Genomic DNA, 20,989 nt, shown 5'->3' with positions numbered 1-20,989 from the left:
CAGCATGGCTTCCGTTCGTTCCGGGCAGACGTTATGTTGCACTTTTCTGATGCCCTTCACCTTTATGATTGTAAACATTTACTATCATTAACTGCATTGAAATAATCATAGTTCTCAGCAGCCGGATTTATTCTTATACATTACCTGCGTTAATCCACACCTTTCGATGATGCGTTACCGGCTCAACAGTTGATGAACTCTGTTTATCCTTTTATTCTGCTCATCCTTTTTGGTAACAATAAGCCTCTGCCACCTTTCAGCAATACATCGGCGCATCCTGCCGTTACCCTTCCCGGGCAGATATTATCCGCTAAAATGTTAGTGTGTACCCACACCTTACTCATACCTTGAAATTACTGAATAATTCCGGATCTGCCAGCCCTCTTTCACCGGTAAATCTTACCCCGGAACCCGAAAATACCTCCTGTTTTTCTGTAAACCACGGGGGAGACGTAGCGCTATCGTGGTAAGCGGCCCTTCACTTAAGCGATCTCTCACCGGAGCCACTCAACGTCACCGGAGTTTCTGTCACCCGCCGGGTTCACAGTCATCGCTCCAGCGAACTGCAGACTCTGAGTCTTTTACGAAGCCCTCGCCACCTCAATGTAAGTGATTACTCACAATCTTTCTGTGGCCCGTAAATACTCATGAATACCGGACGTATATAACACCGCGGAACAGGCAACAGATCAGACAGGACTTATCAGAAGGTTTGCGGGTATTCACCGGAGGCCACCGCTCTTTAAGCCGATACCGTTAAGGTTAAGACATAACTGATGCAGGCGGTTCGCATAACGCGTTATACCCGAGAGGGGTGATAAAGAACGGCGAGAAATCAGAACCGTCAAAGGGGGGATTACAGCGGTCTTATCAGACCGGTACCGCCTGAGCGATACCGGGACTGTAAAGGACAGGATCAGGTATAAAGAGAAGCTTCACCCATCGGGCGGGTTTTAAAGCGGCGATGTACCCACATATATTGCTCAGGTGCACGCATAATTTCCCGCTCAATGATCTGGTTCATATAAGCCGCCGCGTTCCATTCCGTGGTCGGGAAATCCTCTAAAGGTGCCTCTATATGTAACTGGTAACCTCTGCCGTCTTTTTTTCGGACGAGCGTAATGGTTAACAGCGAAGCATGCGACAGACGGGAAAGCACATAGGTTCCGTTGGTTGTCGCCACATCTTTTACCCCGAAGAACGGCACAAAGGAGCTGCCTTTCATTCCGTAATCCTGATCCGGCGCGAACCATACTGCTTCACCCTGTTTCAGCTGACCGACCATGCCACGCAGATCACGGCGGTCAATCATCGCTTTATTCGAGCGTAAGCGCCCGCGGGTTTGCAGCCATTCCATCAACGGATTATTGTGCGGACGGTAGGTCGCCATCATTGGCTGACAAAGCCCCATGACTCTGCCGCCCAGTTCAAGGGACATAAAATGAACCCCGACACACATCACACCGCGTTTGCCGGACTGTGCCTTCTTCAGGTTTTCCAGCCCTTCAACATCAAACCATTTACGGATACGTCTGTCGGACCAGAACCAGGCCATGCCGGTTTCCAGAAATCCCAGTCCCAGGGATTCGAAATTTTGTTGTAACAACGCTTCCTGTTCCTGAGGACACATATCAGGAAAACAGAGACGGATGTTTTGGCGGGCGATAGATTTACGTCGTTTCAGGAACGGCTGCGACCAGGTGCCGAGACGTTTCCCCAGAGCAAGAAGCAGCGGATAAGGGAGCTTAACCACACACCACAAAACACTGATCCCAAGCCACAGGGTGAAATACTTAGGATTCAGGAAGCTTAATTTGAACCCATTACTTTTTTTCATGCTTGCATCACCAATTTATTAGTCGACATTATTTTATGTCTCATCACTAAGACAAACTGGCGAGTCAATGATTCAGGGACCAAAATGTAACAAATTGCGTCTGTCTTTTTTTCGCCATAAGGAGATGGTACGAACTCCTGAATGATTATGATATAGGAAATATGAGTGCTTGCGCACAATTATTCATTTCCTGACAAAAACAGGCGAGATCATTCCCGGAAGCTGCTTCCGGGCCACTGACAAAATTCCTTAAAAACCGGTGAGGCCCCCCTCTTCCGGCCGTATTTCTCCCGTTTATCCCCCTGTTTTTTCTGCCTCCCCGCAGCTCATAATCATAACTGATATATTCTGTATCAGCGTGATGAGAACTCTGCTCAATAATGACACACTCACAGAGATTTTCCATAAAAAAAACTCATCATAAACGGCGGTGAAAAACGTAAAAAGTAACGTGTTTTCATCATGTAAGATAACTTATACCCGTTAGTTGAAGCCGGATTGATAATCGCTGCATCATACTTTACAGACATCAATATTTTTTATTCATCGTATTAAGGGTTGTCATATGACCAAATCACTACGGTTCGCAAGCGCGGTGGTAATGACCGGGATACTCTCCGGGCTGGGCGGAATGTTACTGGCGATGCTGCTGCATGCCGTTCAGCATCTGGCTTTCGGATACAGTCAGGATGCCATTATCAGCAAAGAGAGCTTTTTACAGGGAGTGACCGCGGCCAGTGGTGAACGACGGCTCCTGGCGTTGCTGACGGGAGGGATCATTGCCGGGGCAGGCTGGTGGTTACTGGCTCGGTATGGCCGCCCGCGGGTTTCGGTCAACGCGGCAGTGAAAGATCCTGCCAAACCCATGCCGGGGGTTACTTCCCTGATCCATGCCTTATTACAGATTATCACGGTTGCGTTAGGCTCACCGTTAGGTCGTGAAGTGGCTCCGCGGGAAATCGGGGCGCTGGGCGCCACCTCTCTGGCTCGTGCTTTCGGGCTTGCCCCTGAGGATACCCGGGTTCTTATCGCTTGTGGTGCCGGGGCCGGGCTGGCCGCGGTATATAACGTCCCGCTGGCCGGAGCTATCTTTACCCTGGAAGTGCTGCTGATCTCTTTCCGCTGGTCCTGCGTACTGCCGGCACTGGTGACTTCTGCATTGGGAGCCTATGTCGCCACTTTTGGCCTGGGCAATGAGTCGCAATACCATTTTTCGGCACCGGCCGCAGATACGCCTCTGATTATCTGGGCTATCGTGACCTCACCGCTGTTCGGCTATGCCGCGCATCTTTTTCGCCGTTATACCGGACATGCCCGTAAAGGCATTAAGACTAACTGGCAAATGCCGGTGCTGTGTCTGCTCAGTTTTGGCCTGACCGGTATTCTGTCACTCTGGTTTCCGCAATTACCCGGTAATGGTAAGGGGCCGACGCAACTGGCTCTTTGGGGTGAGTTAACCGGTCTGTTACCCGTGATGTTGCTGTTACTGAAACTGGTGCTTATCTGGGCTGTCTTACGGGCCGGGGCTGAAGGCGGCGTTCTGACACCAGGCTTTACCGTCGGTGCTCTGCTCGCCAGTATTCTGTTCACGGTTTTTTCTCCGTTCTTACCTGCCGGAGATCAGACGGCAATTGCGCTGTCAGGAGCGGCCGCCTTCCTTGCGGCGTCAATGCAGATGCCGCTGACAACGGTGATGCTGGCGGCAGAATTCACCCATATGGGCAGTACTCTGGTCATTCCGGTAATGCTGGCCGTGGGCGGCTCCTTCGCGACCTGTTGTGCCATTGAGAAACGGGCGAAGTAATCCGAAAAACAGCCGGAGATACGGTTGTCGTCCCCGTCATGTGACTATTGGCTGAGCGATGCTAGAGTTAAGGGATGACTGACAAATCCACAGGAGTGACTGTGCTACCTTTTATGACCCCTGTAATGGCGCTGGTGATTGGCTGGCGTTTCATTTTACATCTTCCGCTGCCCGCTTCCGTCAGAATACTGTTGTTTGTTTTTGCCTTGCTGGTGGCGGAGTGTCACCTCATTTATCGTCTGGTGTTCGGCAATATGTTTTCACCGGAATTTCCGCAGCCGGTCATGGTGGCGATTAACGTACTGTTCGGCGCAGAGATCCTGTTTACGCTGCTGCTAGTGCTGCATGGTCTGATCGCCGGGGTAGCTTACCTTGCGGGACACCCGTTATCCCATGAAGGGGCCACCAATAGTTTGTTATGCGCCATCTCACTGGCTATTTCAGGATATGCGGTATGGCAGGCCGTGAAGGTACCTGCAGTGAAAAATGTGACGGTGAATATCTCCGGGTTACCTTCCGCCTTTGAAGGCTACCGGCTGGTACAACTGACCGATTTGCATGCCAGTACCTTATTACGGGGTAAGCGAATGGCAAAGATCGTCAAAAAGACCAATGCATTACATCCGGATTTGATCACCATCACCGGGGATATCGCCGATGGTACAGTGGCAGACCGTCAACAGGATGTCGCGCCACTCAGATTACTGCGGGCCGGGGATGGCGTGGTCGCGATCCCGGGGAATCATGAATACTATGCTGATTTTTCAGGCTGGATGCGTGAAATTGAGGCCGCCGGGATCCGCGAACTGATGAATCAGTCGGTACGGATTTATCGCGGTGAACAGAGCATCGTGGTCGCCGGAGTAACCGATGAAGCGGCCCTGCGGTTTTCTCAGCCCGGTCCTTCACTGTCTGATGCCCTGCAGGGCGTGACGCAACAGGATACCGTGATCCTGCTCGACCATCGGCCGGTGAATGCCCGTCAGAATGCGGCCAGCGGAGTCGACCTGCAACTTTCCGGTCATACCCACGGCGGTATGGTTCCGGGGCTGGATATTCTGGTGAAACGAGCCAACCACGGGTTCTATTCCGGTGAATATCGTCTGGGCAGGATGTTGCTGTATGTCAGCAATGGTACCGGCTTATGGAATGGCTTCGCCCTGAGGCTGGGCTACCCGGGTGAAATTACGCTATTTACTTTACAAAAGGGCCGTTAGTCCCCCACACGGTGATGCCGGTTTGATAGCCCACTGAGACGGGTGGCCGGTGCAGCAACGGGCACCCGCCTCCGCCAGGCCCGGGATTACCGGGAAGCCGGCCGGAAACAGAACTGACGCCTTGAAGGAATTACGACCTCCCGGTCCCGGGTCACAAAGATAGCCTCTATCCCCTCAATATCCGTCTGTGTCGCAAGCCACTCACAACCCTTTTCCAGCCCCATACCATATAACTGCGTTGAGTATATTTCGCCATCGATGGAGTACGGTGAAATCACGGTTACGCTCAGTAAATCGTTATCCAGCGGATAGCCACTGCGCGGATCCAGAATATGATGGTAATGGATCCCCTGATGGACGAAGTACCGTTCATACACTCCGGAGGTGACCACCGAGCCTTGTGATAATCTGATGCTCCCCAGTAATGCCTCAGGGCCGGCAAAAGGTACCTGTAGCCCGACCGACCATCCATCAGAGCCGGGCGGGCTGATGGCCCGGATATTCCCCCCCAGATTGATCAGCGCGTGATCAACAGCCTGTGCCTGCAAGAAATCACAGATCTGATCAGCCATGTACCCCTTGGCAATCGCACCGGCATCGACAGACATCCCGGGCCGTGTCAGAAAGACTGAACCGGCTTGCGGATCCATACGGATCGCATGCGGATCGGTCAGCGGTAATAATTCAGCAATATCCGCCGCCGGAGGTACGGAATCTCCGCTGAACCCGATCTTCCAGCGCCGCACAAGCGGGCCAATCGCCAGGTTAAAACATCCGCCACTGAAACTGACCTCCCTGGCCCGCCAGAGCAGTGCAAATACCTGCGGTGGCACCACCACCGGGTGAGACCCGGCGGCACGATTAACAGACATCAATGCGGAGTCCGGCCGGTTCACGGTCAGCAGGTCTTCCATCTGCTTAATCCGGTGGAAGACCTGACGCGCCAGATCCGGCTGATGTGCCGCCAGCTGCAGTTCAACGCGTGTCCCCATCATCACCGCCGAATAATGGTATCGGCCCGGGATCTCCGGCATACATTCTCCTGAAAGCTAGCGCCCGTGCCCTGTCAGGCTGAGGTGACGGCCGGTGAGTTCCGGTGTACCAGGGCATATTCCGCGGCGTTTTCACCTGCAATCCGGCCAAAGATCACAATATCTGCCACGGCATTACCGCCGATACGGTTGCCGCCATGGATCCCCCCGACAACTTCACCCGCCGCAAAAATACCGGCCAGTGGCTGCTGTTTTTCATCCAATACCTCAGTATGGGTATTAATCGTTACGCCGCCCATCGTGTGGTGTACGCCCGGAGCAATACGAATAGCATAGAAAGGCCCCTGGCTGACGGGCTGGCGCAGGGCTGTGGTGCGACCAAAAGGATCCGGCTGTTTCTTTTCAACGACCTGATTAAAACAGGTTAACGTCGCCTGCAACCGTGCGGCATCCATCCCCGTCTTTTCGGCCAGTGCTTCCGGGGTGTCGGCGCTCACCACAAACCCCCGCGAGAGATAGGTCTCAATAGCCTTATTCTGTTCACGGATTTGCTGATCAAAAACAATCCAGGCTGATTTTTCCGGCAGGCCGATGATCTTTGCAGAAACCTTATCCCGGGTGTCCATCTCATTAATAAATCGTTCGCCTTTCTGACTGACCAGAATAGCCCCGCCGCCACGGACAGATTCAGAAATCAGGTAAGAGGTGGTTTGTTCTACGGTGGGATGGATCTGTATCTCGCCCATATCCACTGTACCGGCACCGATGGACTGTAACAACGCGATCCCGCTGCCGGTCGCGCCGGGATGGTTGGTGGTCACAAATCCGGCCAGATCCGGGCGGTAACTGACCACCATCTCCTGATTGGCACTGAACCCGCCGGTCGCCACGATCACACTGTGGCACTGCACCCGGAAACTTTCCTGCTGCTCATTCAGTAAAGTCACCCCGGTAACCCGGCCATCTGCAGAGTCAATCGCACTGACGGTGGTATCCGTCATCATTTCAATGTCCGTGCGCTGCTGAATGTTTTTTAATAAGCCGCTGATCAGATAGCCCCCGACGGCTGAAGCATCTGCCGGGCGATGAGTACGATCGATACTCATTCCCCCTGTAATAGTGATATCACTCAGAACAATGTCATGCTTCGCCAGCCAGTCCACCGCCTGAGGTGCCTGTTCCACAAATTCATGCAACAGCACGGTGTTATTTTTTCCGTGGCCGCCCTTCAGGGTTTCCTCATAAAACAGAGATTTACTGTCACTGATACCTTTCAGTGCCTGATAGCGGGTTTCGGCCGCGTTCATCCCTACCGAGGCTTTCAGCGTATTGCCGCCAGGTATCGGCATTTTTTCGACAATCAGCACGCTGGCTCCCGACTCGCTGGCCTGTATCGCGGCCGTCAGCCCGGCACCGCCACTGCCCACCACCACGACATCATAGTGTGCGACGGCCCCGCCCTCACCGCCAGCCTGCTGTAAACGCTCTCTTGCGGATGACATCAGCACTTTGGCGACCACTTTTTTCACGGCTTCGCATTGTGTCGTGGCTCCGGTCACCGCATCCACATAAGGGCTGTTAGCGTCCAGGATCCGCGCGCGTAGCTCATTAAAATGGGTGGTAAATTCGATCTCAGCCGGTTCTGTGGTAGACAGTTCGAGATCTGTGATGCGATCCTCCGCCAGAGTGACCGTGATGCGGCATTCTCCCTGCTCATCATGTAAGGTTTCACTGTAGTGGCCGGGCATAAACTTCCCGCCCGCCAGACTCACATCGCGGACCATCGCCGCGACCTGGGGGAAGTACCACAAAGGCTCGGGAATAAATAAGGCTTCACGCTGAGTACTGTCGATGGCCAGCGAAAGAGTCTGCCCCTCTATGATCCTTGTGGCCCAGTCAGTGTAAGCAATACTGCCTTTCCCGACGGCGACCAGCGAGTAACCATGAGTCAGTGCCTGCGTTGTTTCCTGCTGGCTCAGCACACTGCCGACACCAATCACCGGGACACGAGCCAGTGCCGCGGTTCGCTTTGCCATGTATTTATCGATTAACGGCTCACTGTCTGCGGTATCGACCAGCGAACTGCGCAAAATATGGTTCATTGAGAAGTGCAGATAATCCAGCCCCTGGACAGCCAGCTTATCCAGCAGAAAGAGCGTATCGTCAAAACGGATCCCCGGTTCTTCGATCTCTTCAGGAGAAAAACGGTAGCCGATAATAAACCCTGGCGGCGCATACTGTTTTGCCATCTTTTGGGCCGTTTTCAGCACTTCCAGCGGGAAACGGGCCCGTTTTTCACGACTCCCCCCCCATTCATCATTTCGCCGGTTAGCATGCGGTGAGAAGAACTGCTGAATAAGGTAAGTATTCGCTCCGTGGATTTCAACGCCATCAAAGCCGGCCAGGATGGCCCGGTGGACCGCCTGCCCGAATTTTTCCACCATGTCCGCCACTTCCTGCGCTTTAAGCGCGCGGGGGGTGACAGCGCCTTCCCTTGGCATGGCGATAGCATCCGGGGCCACCGGCTGCCGGCCGCCAATCAGCATCGGTTCGCTCATTCGACCGCCATGATAAATTTGCAGAATTGCTTTTGAACCGCGCTCTTTGATAGCACTGGCGATGTTTGCCAGACCGTCGATTTTACTGTCTTTATCGATACCGATCGCCCCGGGGAATGCCGGGCCGTTATCCTCCACAAAGGCGCATTCAACAATAATGGCTGCAGCATCACCCGCACGCTGTCGATAGTATTCCACCAGCTCCCGGGTCACGCTGCCTTCATGAAAACCGGCACAGGTTGTCATCGGGGCCATTACCAGCCGGTTTTTTAAGGTCGTACCACAAGGAAGCGTCAGGGGATCTAATAGCTGCGGGTTACAATTCGTCATTATCTGCTCCGGATGTTCAGGACTATTTTCTTAAGGCCGTTATCGGAACCCCGTTATTCAGGTCATGTCCGATATCCGTATTCAAGCAAAAACAGAAGACACAAGTTATGACATAAATTAATTAAAGTGCAAAGGCAACAAAAAGGAATGATAAAATATTTTTCTGTTAAAAGTTTTCACTCTCTTTTATTACAGAATAATATAGGGGGACAGTAATCATTAAAAGACTGAAAAACCATTAAAATCATCATGAAACCGTGTTTACTCCGGCCATCCCTCCGGGCAGGAAGGGCATCCGGCTGACGGTAAATAAGCAGGTAACTGATATAAAAGGCAATTACAAAAAATAATTTAAAAATAAAAAAATAGTTATATTTCATTGATCAGGATCAACGGTAAAAAAAAGAGATAATAGATCATATAAAAACTTTATCCGTTACGCAGATGATGTAACATGCTCTGCATAATAATAATTTTGCGTAAAGGCTATTCTGAACCACAGATACGTTCTGACACCGGAAACGCAATATATCTGCACGCTACTTCCATGACTATTCTAACTCCATACAGAAACTGACTATGAACGTAAAATCAAATGCAACTCAGCCCGCGACGGGAGTTCCCCCCGCCACCGGCAAAAAAAATCGTCTGATATTATTGCTCCTTCCCATCGTCGTCTCCCTTCTGCTTTTACTCGTCCCCGTGCCTGCCGGTCTGCCGCCTTATGCCTGGCATTTCTTCGCGGTGTTTGTAGGGGTCATCGTCGGGCTGATTTTTGAACCGTTGCCCGGTGCCGTTATCGGCCTGACCGGAGTGGTGGTTATCGCCCTCTTCAGCCACTGGCTCTTGTTCAGCCCGGAACAGCAAGCGGCACCAGGTTTCAAACTGGCAGGCCAGTCATTTAAATGGGCCGTCAGCGGATTTGGTAACTCAACCGTCTGGCTGATTTTCGGGGCCTTTATGTTTGCTGCCGGTTACGATAAAACGCAGTTCGGCCGTCGACTGGCACTGATACTGGTCAAATATCTGGGACGTCGTAGCCTGACTCTGGGTTATGCCATTACCTTCGCCGATTTGTTACTGGCACCGTTTACGCCCTCCAATACGGCGCGTAGCGGCGGGACTATCTACCCGATCATTGCCAACCTGCCTCCGCTGTATGGGTCCAAACCGAATGACCCCAGTGCAAGACGTATCGGTTCATATCTGATGTGGGTTGCCATTACTGCCGCCTGTATCACCAGCTCAATGTTCCTTTCCGCACTGGCTCCCAACCTGCTGGCGCTGGCGCTGGTGAAAAGTATTACCGGAATTACTATCTCCTGGGGGAACTGGTTTCTGGCCTTCCTGCCGCTCGGTATTATCCTGATCCTGGCGATGCCCCTGCTGGCCTATCTGTTTTATCCGCCGGAGGTGAAGATTAACGATGAGGTGCCCCGCTGGGCCACCCGTGAGCTGGAAAAACTGGGTAAGCTTTCACGTAACGAAATTCTGCTGCTGGTTTTTGTGTGCTGCGCACTGGCCATGTGGATTTTTGCCGCCAGCTGGATTGAACCTGCCATGGCGGCTCTGCTGGTGATCACCCTGATGTTATGGACCGGGGTACTTAACTGGAGCGATATCACAGGTAATAAAGCCGCCTGGAATACATTTACCTGGTTTGCAACGCTGGTTGCTCTGGCGGATGGTCTTTCTTCCACCGGCTTTATTGGCTGGCTGGGGAAAGAAGGCGGTGCACTGATGGGCGGTATCTCGCCGGGCGTGGCGCTGATTGTACTGGTGATTGCCTTTTATCTGCTGCATTACCTGTTTGCCAGTACCACCGCACATACCACGGCATTATTACCGGCTATGCTGACCATCGCCGCCACCATTCCGGGCATGAATATGCAGGTCTTTTGTCTGATGATGGTCACTTCGTTGGGTGTGATGGGCATTATCACCCCTTACGGGACCGGGCCTAGCCCGATATACTACGGAAGTGGCTATTTGCCTACCGTAGACTACTGGCGTCTGGGCACCATTTTTGGTGCTATCTTCCTGGTCGCATTACTTGTCATCGGCTACCCCTGGATGATGATGATCTTCGGATAACAGCGTCGTTTTTATCGCTGCAGGTATTTATGTCAATGAGCCTCTCCCGGCACCGGCAACGTATCGGGGACCGGGAGAGAATTTCCATTACCATCGGTATTTTGCGAAACATAGCAGCAGCCCGTCGGCTGCTCTTTAAGTGAGAAAACATGTCAACTATCCCTTTTCATTATCAGGACCCGTTTCCTGTCTCCAAAGATGACACCGACTATTACCTGCTCAGCAGCGATTATGTATCAGTCACTGAATTTGAAGGGCAGGAGATCCTGAAAGTCGCCCCGGAAGCACTGACTCTGCTCGCTCAGCAGGCATTCCATGATACTTCGTTTATGTTGCGCACCGCCCATCAGCAACAGGTGGCCGATATCCTTGATGACCCGGAAGCCAGCGAAAATGATAAATATGTTGCGCTGCAGTTTCTGCGTAACTCCGAAATTGCTGCCAAAGGTATCCTGCCTTCCTGTCAGGACACCGGGACCGCGATCATCGTCGGTAAAAAAGGTCAGCGGGTATGGACCGGTGGCGGGGATGAAGTCTTTCTCAGCCAGGGCGTGTTCAATACTTACCAGCAGGATAACCTGCGTTATTCCCAGAATGCTGCGCTGGATATGTACCAGGAAGTGAATACCGGCACCAACCTGCCGGCACAGATTGATCTCTATAGTGTGGATGGCGACGAATATAAGTTCCTGTGTATTGCCAAGGGGGGCGGTTCTGCCAATAAAACCTATCTGTACCAGGAAACCAAAGCCCTGCTCAGCCCGGGTAAACTCAAGGATTATCTGGTCGGGAAAATGCGTACCCTGGGTACCGCAGCCTGTCCGCCTTACCACATTGCCTTTGTGATCGGCGGGACATCCGCAGAGAGCACCCTGAAAACCGTTAAACTGGCTTCCGCCCATTACTATGATGGCCTGCCGACCGAAGGCAATAAATATGGTCAGGCGTTCCGCGATGTTGCGCTGGAACAGGAACTGTTGGAAGAAGCACAGAATCTCGGTCTGGGGGCACAGTTCGGCGGCAAATATTTTGCCCACGATATCCGTGTGATCCGTCTGCCCCGCCACGGTGCTTCCTGCCCGATCGGTATGGGCGTCTCCTGCTCGGCTGACCGTAATATTAAAGCCAAAATTAACCGTAAAGGACTGTGGATAGAAAAGCTGGAACACAACCCGGCACGCCTTATTCCTCAGGCCCTGCAGAATGCTGAGGAAAGCACAGTCGTCAGTGTCGACCTGAACCGGCCGATGAAGGAAATCCTGGCTCAGCTCAGCCAGTATCCGGCATCGACCCGTCTTTCGCTGAACGGGACGATTATCGTCGCACGGGATATCGCCCATGCAAAACTGAAAGAACGCCTGGATAACGGAGAAGAACTCCCGCAGTACATCAAAGATCACCCGGTCTATTACGCCGGCCCGGCGAAAACACCGGTCGGTTATGCCTCCGGTTCACTCGGGCCAACCACTGCCGGACGAATGGACTCTTATGTGGATTTACTGCAGTCCCACGGCGGCAGCATGATTATGCTGGCCAAAGGGAACCGCAGCCAGCAGGTGACAGATGCCTGTAAAAAACATGGCGGATTTTATCTGGGCAGTATCGGGGGACCGGCAGCGGTGCTGGCACAACAAAGTATTAAGAACCTGGAATGTGTCGAGTATCCGGAACTGGGTATGGAAGCGATATGGAAAATTGAAGTTGAGAATTTTCCTGCTTTTATCCTGGTGGATGATAAGGGTAATGATTTCTTTACCCAAATTCTGCAAAATCAATGTGGCGGATGTGCAAAGTCTGCCTGATCTCCTGCGGCCGGTGGGTATCACCGGCCGTTATCGCAATATCGGATAACTATTTTCCTCCGCATCATATTATTCTCTGCATCGCTTTTTTTAATGGCTGTCATCTGCCATGCTTTAAAGTGATAACCACATCACCGAAAGGAGACCTTCATGAGCAAGATTAAAAGCTACGCCGCGGCCGAAGCTGGCGCAGCACTGGAACTGCAGGAATTTGATGCCGGTGAACTTGCTGCCGAAGATGTTGAAGTCACGGTTGAGTACTGTGGTATTTGTCATTCCGATCTGTCGATGATTGACAATGAATGGGGCATATCTCAGTACCCTCTGGTTGCCGGTCACGAAGTGGTTGGCCGCGTCAGTGCCCTGGGGAGTGCTGCAGAGAACAAAGGCCTGAAAGTCGGCCAGCGCGTCGGGATTGGCTGGACAGCACGCAGCTGCGGATATTGTGATGCCTGTATCAGCGGCAGTCACAGTAACTGTAAACAAGGCAGTGTGCCGACTATCCTGAACCGTGGTGGCTTCGCTGAAAAAATTCGTGCCGACTGGCAGTGGGTGATCCCGCTTCCGGAAGCGCTGGATATCGAATCTGCCGGTCCGCTGCTGTGCGGCGGGATCACGGTATTTAAACCCCTGCTGCAACATCACATCACGGCAACCAGTCGTGTCGGTGTGATTGGTATCGGTGGCCTGGGCCATATCGCCATTAAACTGTTGCATGCCATGGGCTGTGAAGTTACCGCTTTCAGCTCATCGCCGTCTAAAGAGCAGGAAATTCTGGGAATGGGTGCCGATAAAGTGGTTAACAGCCGCGATCCGGAAGCCCTGAAAGCCCTGGCAGGACAGTTCGACCTGATTATCAACACCATTAATGTTGATCTGGACTGGATGCCGTACTTCCAGGCACTGACCTACAACGGAAGCTTCCATACCGTGGGTGCCGTGATGAAACCGTTTGAAGTGCCGGCCTTTACGCTGATTGCCGGTGACCGGAGCATTTCCGGGTCATCGACCGGCTCTCCGCATGAGTTACGCAGCCTGGTAAAACTGGCTGCCCGCTCCGGTGTGAAGCCTCAGACCGAGCTGTTCCCGATGTCAAAAATCAATGAAGCTCTGCAGTATGTACGTGACGGTAAAGCCCGTTACCGTGCGGTACTGAAAGCGGATTTCTGACCGCGACCCGGCCCGGCATCCTGCCGGGCCTTTCGCATTATTCTGCTGACTTTCCTGCCCGTTCGATGGCTGCCATCGCCTGATACAGCGTTTCTGCCGTCACTTCCACCGGCAACAGATGAATGGTCTCCCGCGGGCGTAAGGTATGCGCGATCACTTTATCCATCTCTTCACGATCTGACAGAGAGACACCCAACTCCGCCAGCGTGACCGGCAATTTCAGTTGGTGATAAAAGTGCAACAGCTTACGGATATCCTGCTGCTGATTCAGTAAGGCCGACTGGACCAGAATGCCATAAGCCACCTTAATACCGTGCAGAATACGGTGGGTTTGCGGCAATACGGTCAGCCCGTTGTGCACAGCATGTGCAGCAGCGACACGGGTGAAACGTTCACCCAGCCCGCCTATCAGCCCGCCACCGGCAATAATCGCATCCACCACCGAGATAAAACGCGGGGTCAGTGTACCCTGTTGCTGATCCCGCAGGGCAGCAGCACTGTCACTGAACAGCAGGTCACGCAGACCTTCTGCCATTTTTAATGCCGTCTTTGCCAGGTAAGGGACACTGCTGGCGGTTTCATCCGGCAACAGCACCCGGGCTTCATACCATTTCGCCAGGGTATCGCCGATACCGGCCAGCAGGTAGTCGGCCGGCGCGTTCAGAATAATTTCCGGCTCCACCAGCACCAGATGGTTAGACTGTTTAAAGATTTCATAACCAATGTTCTCTCCGTGGGCGTTGTACCACACCGAGAGCGGCGTCCAGGCAGCACAGGTGGCTGCAATGGTGGGAATAAGTACCACCGGTAATTTCAGACGATCCGCCAGTGCTTTTGCACTGTCCATCACGGAGCCGCCCCCGATACCGATAATCACTTTCCGGTGGTCCCCGGCCTGCGCCAGTAACTGGCTGATTAAAGGTTCACTGCAATGTTCACGTATGCAGTGCTTTCCGGCCGAAGGCAGAGACCAGGCGGCCGGAAGAAAAGACTCTGTCGCCGCAATCGCCCGTTCACCATAGATCCAGAACGCCTGCTCCAGGTCTGCGGCGGAATAAAAATTTTCCAGCTCGCGCAATGCCCCCGGGAAGCAGTAATAATTGGCCGGTCCCGGTACGACCTGTATTTCGGTAAATGGCATCTCAGACTCCCCCGACAGGCTGTGTATTTTCATGTTTTACAGATGAATAATCTTCGGCATCCACATCATACCCTGACGGCTCCCAGCGAATGATCAACAACGCCAGCAGGCCGATGACCGGTGATAATGCGATAACCCAAAACAACCCGGTGTCCAGGGTCGCGGTCAGGATAGGGAACAGAAACAGTGCCAGCGTCGAGCTGAAACGCGTGATCGTCTGGTTGAAACCGACACCCACCCCGCGAATCGACGCCGGATAACTGAGCGATGCGTACACCATGGTATGCGCGCCCGGCCCGAAACCCTGCCCCAGCAGAAAAAGTGCCAGGAAAGCACAGCAGGCAACGGCCTGTGCGGTATCTTCCGGACGTCCGGACAGCGCCAGACCCAGCAGCGCGACCAGTTGGCAGGTATACCCGGCAATCGTCATACTGCGCGACCCCAGTTTCGGAACCAGACGAACAGCGGCCAGTCCGCCGGTAAAGGCAAACAGCAGGTTCAGTGCCAGAGAGACCAGGATAGTGGTCAGCATCGATTGTTTAAACAGGGTCGAGATAATAATCGGCAGTCCGAAAGCGATAGCCGCATAAGCAAACGGCGAAACAAAAGACATCACGCTGTTCAGCACTGTACGTTTCAGATAGTCGCCCTGCAGTAATACACCGTAGCTTTTCCAGCCGGTGGTACGCCGTTTCAGACCACTTTCCGGGTGTAACGCCGCCTCTATTCCGACGGTGGCCGGGATATTATAGGCCGTCTGCAGGATCCTCGCCGCAGAGGTTAAATCCCCCTGTTGCGCCGCCCAGACCGGCGATTCGGTCATGTAACGTTTACGCACCGTCAGGATCACCAGCGCCGGTACCGCCCCGAAGCCCACGATATACCGCCACAGGTATTCGCTCTGACTGGCGGGCAATGAATAGAATAGCCCGAGCACCAGCAGATACGAGACCGAGATGGCCGCATACCAGGTAGGACACCACATCGCAATGCTGGAAGCCTTATTTCCCCGTCCCTTCAGCCGCGAGAATTCGGCCAGAAAGGCCATAGCGACCGGTAAGTCGATACCAATCCCCAGCCCCATAATAAAGCGGCTGACGCCAAGGACTTCGGCATTCGGTGCCAGCGCTCCCAGCAGGGCGGCAAACACAAAGAAAAACATATCGGCCATAAACACACGGTAACGGCCGATTTTATCGGTGAGATAACCCCCGATGACGGCGCCGACGATGGCCCCGAGAGTAATGGCAGAAACCACCATCCCGATACCTTCCGGACTCAGTCCGAACTGCCGGGTAATGTCTTTCACGCCGAATGCCAGCGCACCTAAATCATAGGCATCCAGGAAGACACCACCGAGTGCGATGGCCACGATGATCCGGGCATTGCTTCTGGCATGCGTTGAGTTATTGACCAGCCGGCTGACATCTGCCGCGCTACGAAGAGTGTAATTATTCTCTGGTGTGGAGCTACCTGACGATCCGTCAGCTAAATGTTGAGTCATAGTTTGCGATGTTTATCAGTGATATTTTATGAGAAGAAAGGTTGTTTAGACGTTTAGACGTCTCAATGTCCAGATTTCCATATTTCCTGAAAAACCGCAAGTCTTTTACCCTCTCCGCCGTGCCGTTCCCCTGCCCTGAAACCTGTGCTTCCGGTGAGAGTATGACCGGTCCGCGTGCACCGGAATAAAAAGAAAACCGAATACCTTACCGGAAAGTCCCCCGCTATTAACGCCCCCTATCCGTCAGCTCCCGCGTCTGCCGGACCTGTCTCATAAGCCGCAACGACGAGGGCTTAGCTAATTTCCGGATAATCTGTGCACGAATTGATATTAAATAAAACGAAAAAGCGTGGATATAGTTTAAGCAATAATATTAATCAGTTAAGAGTGCTTATGGCCAGAAATGAACAACTCTCATTAGGTGCATTTATCCATCCGGCAGGACACCACGTGGCCGCCTGGCGGCACCCTGATGTTGCACCCGACCCGCTGAATATTCAGCAATATATCCGGATAGCTCAGCTTGCCGAACGCGCCTGCCTGGACACCTTATTTATTGCCGACAGCCTGGCGGTCTTTGACTCGCCGGTGGCCCACAAAATGGCGCGCTCTAATTACTTTGAACCGGTAACACTGCTGGCGACCCTCTCAGCGGTGACACAGCATATCGGTTTAATTGCGACCGCGACCACCAGCTACAATCAGCCATACCATATTGCGCGTCAGTTCGCGTCACTGGACCACCTGTCCGGCGGGCGTGCGGGCTGGAACCTGGTGACGTCTGATGCCGCCAACGAAGCCGCTAATTTCAACCGGGAACAGCACTTCAGTCATCAGGAACGTTATTTACGCGCCCGTGAGTTTTACCGTGTGGTTGAAGGGCTCTGGAATAGCTGGGAAGACGATGCGTTTGTGTATGACAAACCAGGCGGCGAGGTCTATCGCCCGGAAAAAATGCATCCGCTTCACCATCACGGCGATTACTTCCGGGTACGGGGGCCATTAAACATTGCCCGTTCACCGCAGGGTAAACCCGTCGTTGTACAGGCCGGCTCGTCCGAAGACGGCAAAGCACTGGCCGCAGCCACGGCGGATGTCGTATTTACCGCCCAGCCAACACTCGACAAAGCCAAAGCGTTTTACCGGGATGTGAAACAGCGCCTGAGCCTCTCCGGCCGGACCGAAGACAGCCTGAAAATCATGCCTGGCGTGCTGCTGATCACCGGACAGTCTCAGTCTGAGGCCGAAGAAAAATATGAGCAGTTCCAGCAACTGGTCGAGCCGGACGTGGGGATCGCACTGCTGGGCAGAATGCTGGGGAATTTTGATTTGTCCGGCTATCCGCCGGATGAACCCCTTCCCGAACTCCCCTTGTCAGACTCCGGCCAGCAAAGCCGTCAGGCCCTGTTACTGGCGCTGGCCGCCGAAGAAAATCTGACGCTGGCAGAGCTGGGGTTACGCATTGCCGGAGGCCGTGGGCACCGGACCCTGAAAGGTACTCCCCGGCAGATTGCCGACGAACTGCAGTGCTGGTTCGAAGAGTATGCCGCGGACGGTTTCAATATTATGGTGCCGCACCTGCCGCTGGGGCTGGAAGAGGTTGCACTGCAGGTCGTCCCGGAGTTGCAACGCCGCGGCCTGTTCCGCAAACAGTATCAGGGTAATACCCTACGCAGCCATCTTGGTTTATCCGTCCCCGCGTTTTCCCCGTCATCTGCGAGAAATTAATATGCATTACCAGCCTGCAAAACAGCGTTATCAGGACATGCCTTACCGGTATTGTGGTCAGAGTGGCCTGAAACTGCCGCGGATCTCCCTCGGTTTATGGCAACACTTCGGTGATAACACCACCCGGGAACAACAGCGTGCCCTGCTGCACAGCGCATTCGATGCCGGGATAACCCATTTTGATTTAGCGAATAATTACGGAACCCCTTATGGCAGCGCCGAACAGAATTTCGGTGAGGTTTTCCGCAGAGATCTCCGCCCGTTCCGCGATGAACTGATCATCTCCAGTAAAGCCGGGTATGACATGTGGCCCGGGCCTTACGGACAAGGCGGCAGTTCACGCAAATACCTGCTGGCCAGCCTTGACCAGAGCCTGCAGCGACTGGGCCTGGACTACCTGGATATCTTCTACTCTCACTGTTATGACCCGGACACACCGCTGGAAGAGACCGCATCCGCATTAGCCACAGCGGTCAGTCAGGGAAAAGCCCTGTATGTCGGGATCTCCTCTTACCCTTCCGCACAAACGCGGGAAATCACACGCCTGTTACGTCAATGGCATGTGCCACTGATTGTTCATCAGCCGGCCTATAACCTGTTTAACCGCTGGATTGAGCAAAACCTGCTGGAAACCTGTGCCGCACAGGGCACCGGGATCATTGCCTTCAGTACCCTCGCCCAGGGATTACTGAGCGGTAAATACACCGCCGCCACTCCGGCGGATAAGCCACGCGCCAGTATCGATCAGCGTGAACTGAGTGAGCAGAATTACACCCGGATTGCGGGGCTGGAGGCCATCGCCCGACAGCGTGGACAATCCCTGCCACAAATGGCGCTGGCCTGGGTTCTCCGCTTACCGGAAGTGACTTCCGCGCTGACCGGTGTCAGCTCGGTGGCGCAACTGCAGCACAATCTGCAGGCGCTGGAAAATACCGACTTTACCCCCCGTGAACTGCAGGCCATCGACCACTATGCCATCGATGGCAGCAGCCTGTTTGGCAGGATCAACGACCCCCGACCGGAGGCCTGATGTTTACACTGATAACCACCCTGGCAACGCTGTTGCTGATCATTCTGATCTCTTCCTGGCTGACACGGCGGATCAAAAATACCAGTGCCAGGGAGTATTTTATGGCCAGCGGCAAGCTGAGCTTCGGCTTTATCGCCGGTTCCATGATGCTGACGAATGTGTCCGTTGATCAGCTGATCGGCCTGAACGGCGATGCCTACCTGCATAATCTCAGTGCCATTGCATGGGAAGCCACGGCCATTATTGCCATTATCGCGCTGGCGTTGTTCTTCCTGCCCCGCTATATGCAAAGCGGCTTTACCACCCTGACCGGGTTTATTGAATCCCGTTATGACCGGACCGCCCGCAAAATTGTCAGTATTCTGCTGCTGATGACGTATACCCTGGTGTTATGCCCTTCATCACTCTATCTGGGGGCGCTGACGCTGGAGAAAATCTTTAATGTTCAGCAACTGCTGGGGATCAGTTATCAGAGCAGCCTGGTCGCCATGATCTGTCTGACCGGAGCCATCGGGACGGCCTATGCCGTGTTCGGCGGGCTGCGGGCGATTGCGGTTTCCGATACCATCAATGGTGTATTTCTGCTGGCGATCATTTTCCTGGTCCCGGTGCTCGGCTTTATCGCGCTGGGACACGGCCATTTTCAGGAAGGGGTACGTGAGCTTCTGCGTCAGAATCCGCAAAAACTGAATATGATCGGCAATGCCCACGACAGTGTGCCGTTCAGCACCCTGTTTACCGGGATGATTTTTGCCAACCTGTTTTACTGGTGTACCAACCAGGCCATTATGCAAAAAAGCCTGGCCGCCCGTTCACTGGAGGAAGCACAGAAAGGTATTCTGCTCACCGGGGCGTTTAAGCTGATCCTGCCACTACTGATGATGCTGCCCGGCATTATTGCCTGGCACTATTTCCGCGGGCATCCGCTGGTCTCGTCGGACCTGGCGTATCCGGCCCTGATTGCTGCTCTGTTGCCCTGGTGGCTGAAAGGGTTCTTTGTCGCCATCATCCTCGGTGCGGTAATGAGTCACTTTAATGCCATACTGAATGCGTCTGCTACGCTGCTGACTTATGACTTCTATCTGCACCGCCGCCCCGGAGCCACCGACCGGCAACAGATCCGTTTCGGTAAGCAAATGACCCTGCTGGTCGCCATTATCTCTATTGCCTGTGCCCCGTTGTTAATGCATGCCCCGGACGGTATCTACACCCTGTTACGCCGTTTCACCGGGTTCTTTAATATGCCGGTCATTGCGATAGTGCTGTTTGCCTTTCTCGTCTCCCGGCCGCCCGCCATCGCCGCAAAAGTGGTGCTGGTGTTTCATGCCCTGCTGTACGGTATTTTTATTCTGGGACTGAACGTGGATGCCCGCTGGGGGATCAGCTTTATTCATCTGATGGGGATATTATTTGCCTGTGAAATGTTACTGCTGTTTGCTCTGAACCATTATCTGCCCTCGGGCAATAAAGGCCGCCTGCCTGACAGCGGAAGTGAACTGGTAGGCTGGCGCTATGCGGTGCCGGTGAGTATCGCGCTGATTGCGGCACTGGTCAGTCTGTATCTGACGTTCTCCCCGCTCGGACTGGTGAGCGGGCACTTACAGCAAGGCTGGTATATTGCGATGGTGCTGGTCTGGAGTCTGGCGTTGATCGCCCATCTGCGCTACGCCCGGCGGTCAAAATCGCGCCCGCTTGCCGGTAACGGCTTGCGGGCATAGGCCACACACCCAGAGATCACGCACGGCCCTTCAGATCCTGCGGCCCCGGTAAGCAACGGGGCCG

At 53.7% G+C, this 20,989-nt stretch carries 13 protein-coding genes; 8 read left to right on the top strand and 5 right to left on the bottom strand.

What is annotated here, in order from left to right:
• Nucleotides 1-916: 916 nt before the first annotated feature.
• Nucleotides 917-1,837, bottom strand: coding sequence for a kdo(2)-lipid IV(A) palmitoleoyltransferase (lpxP, locus tag CG67_RS16195; protein ID WP_025903980.1), 921 nt, complete (start codon nucleotides 1,835-1,837; stop codon nucleotides 917-919).
• A 565-nt stretch (nucleotides 1,838-2,402) separates the two neighbouring features.
• Between lpxP and CG67_RS16190 the strand changes: the two genes are divergently transcribed.
• Together CG67_RS16190 and CG67_RS16185 are read left to right on the top strand one after the other, a co-directional pair.
• Entirely contained in the window at nucleotides 2,403-3,641 is a 1,239-nt protein-coding gene (locus tag CG67_RS16190) for a chloride channel protein (RefSeq protein WP_025903979.1), read from the top strand.
• Between the two features lie 101 nt (nucleotides 3,642-3,742).
• The gene (locus CG67_RS16185; protein ID WP_200910044.1) at nucleotides 3,743-4,858 is read left to right on the top strand and encodes a metallophosphoesterase; all 1,116 of its coding nucleotides are present in this window, start codon (nucleotides 3,743-3,745) and stop codon (nucleotides 4,856-4,858) included.
• Nucleotides 4,859-4,944: 86 nt separating this feature from the next.
• On the opposite strand, the gene CG67_RS16180 is transcribed toward CG67_RS16185, so the two are convergent.
• Both CG67_RS16180 and CG67_RS16175 read right to left on the bottom strand, forming a co-directional pair.
• Nucleotides 4,945-5,892, bottom strand: a complete 948-nt coding sequence (locus CG67_RS16180; RefSeq protein WP_025903977.1) for an FAD:protein FMN transferase — start codon at nucleotides 5,890-5,892, stop codon at nucleotides 4,945-4,947.
• A 32-nt stretch (nucleotides 5,893-5,924) separates the two neighbouring features.
• Nucleotides 5,925-8,738: a flavocytochrome c gene (locus tag CG67_RS16175; protein ID WP_025903976.1), complete on the bottom strand. Its 2,814-nt coding sequence runs from the start codon at nucleotides 8,736-8,738 to the stop codon at nucleotides 5,925-5,927.
• 579 nt (nucleotides 8,739-9,317) lie between these two features.
• Between CG67_RS16175 and CG67_RS16165 the strand changes: the two genes are divergently transcribed.
• From CG67_RS16165 to CG67_RS16155, 3 genes are all read left to right on the top strand, one after another.
• Nucleotides 9,318-10,832, top strand: a complete 1,515-nt coding sequence (locus tag CG67_RS16165) for an anion permease (RefSeq protein ID WP_025903974.1) — start codon at nucleotides 9,318-9,320, stop codon at nucleotides 10,830-10,832.
• Between the two features lie 149 nt (nucleotides 10,833-10,981).
• Nucleotides 10,982-12,634: a class I fumarate hydratase FumA gene (fumA, locus tag CG67_RS16160; RefSeq protein ID WP_025903973.1), complete on the top strand. Its 1,653-nt coding sequence runs from the start codon at nucleotides 10,982-10,984 to the stop codon at nucleotides 12,632-12,634.
• A 150-nt stretch (nucleotides 12,635-12,784) separates the two neighbouring features.
• The gene (locus tag CG67_RS16155) at nucleotides 12,785-13,804 is read left to right on the top strand and encodes an NAD(P)-dependent alcohol dehydrogenase (protein WP_025903972.1); all 1,020 of its coding nucleotides are present in this window, start codon (nucleotides 12,785-12,787) and stop codon (nucleotides 13,802-13,804) included.
• 37 nt (nucleotides 13,805-13,841) lie between these two features.
• Here the strand turns inward: CG67_RS16155 and CG67_RS16150 are convergent, their stop codons facing one another.
• Both CG67_RS16150 and CG67_RS16145 read right to left on the bottom strand, forming a co-directional pair.
• Entirely contained in the window at nucleotides 13,842-14,945 is a 1,104-nt protein-coding gene (locus tag CG67_RS16150) for an oxidoreductase (RefSeq protein ID WP_025903971.1), read from the bottom strand.
• A 1-nt stretch (nucleotide 14,946) separates the two neighbouring features.
• Nucleotides 14,947-16,449, bottom strand: a complete 1,503-nt coding sequence (locus tag CG67_RS16145; protein ID WP_051546426.1) for an MFS transporter — start codon at nucleotides 16,447-16,449, stop codon at nucleotides 14,947-14,949.
• Between the two features lie 393 nt (nucleotides 16,450-16,842).
• Between CG67_RS16145 and CG67_RS16140 the strand changes: the two genes are divergently transcribed.
• The 3 genes from CG67_RS16140 to CG67_RS16130 are packed head-to-tail and all read left to right on the top strand — an operon-like array spanning nucleotide 16,843 to nucleotide 20,925.
• Nucleotides 16,843-18,177 carry an LLM class flavin-dependent oxidoreductase gene (locus CG67_RS16140; RefSeq protein ID WP_025903969.1) on the top strand — a complete coding sequence of 445 codons (1,335 nt, stop codon included), beginning with the start codon at nucleotides 16,843-16,845 and terminating at the stop codon, nucleotides 18,175-18,177.
• Nucleotide 18,178: 1 nt separating this feature from the next.
• Nucleotides 18,179-19,207, top strand: a complete 1,029-nt coding sequence (locus CG67_RS16135) for an aldo/keto reductase (RefSeq protein WP_025903968.1) — start codon at nucleotides 18,179-18,181, stop codon at nucleotides 19,205-19,207.
• Nucleotides 19,207-20,925 carry a solute:sodium symporter family transporter gene (locus tag CG67_RS16130; RefSeq protein WP_025903967.1) on the top strand — a complete coding sequence of 573 codons (1,719 nt, stop codon included), beginning with the start codon at nucleotides 19,207-19,209 and terminating at the stop codon, nucleotides 20,923-20,925. Before CG67_RS16135 ends, CG67_RS16130 begins: the two co-directional genes overlap by 1 nt.
• Nucleotides 20,926-20,989: the final 64 nt, after the last annotated feature.

Origin of the sequence: Tatumella sp. UCD-D_suzukii (assembly GCF_000611875.2) — a bacterium.
Taxonomy (GTDB): Bacteria; Pseudomonadota; Gammaproteobacteria; order Enterobacterales; family Enterobacteriaceae; genus Tatumella; species Tatumella ptyseos.
The sequence above is the reverse complement of the archived record's forward strand: the minus strand, read 5'-3'. Positions and strand labels throughout refer to the sequence as shown.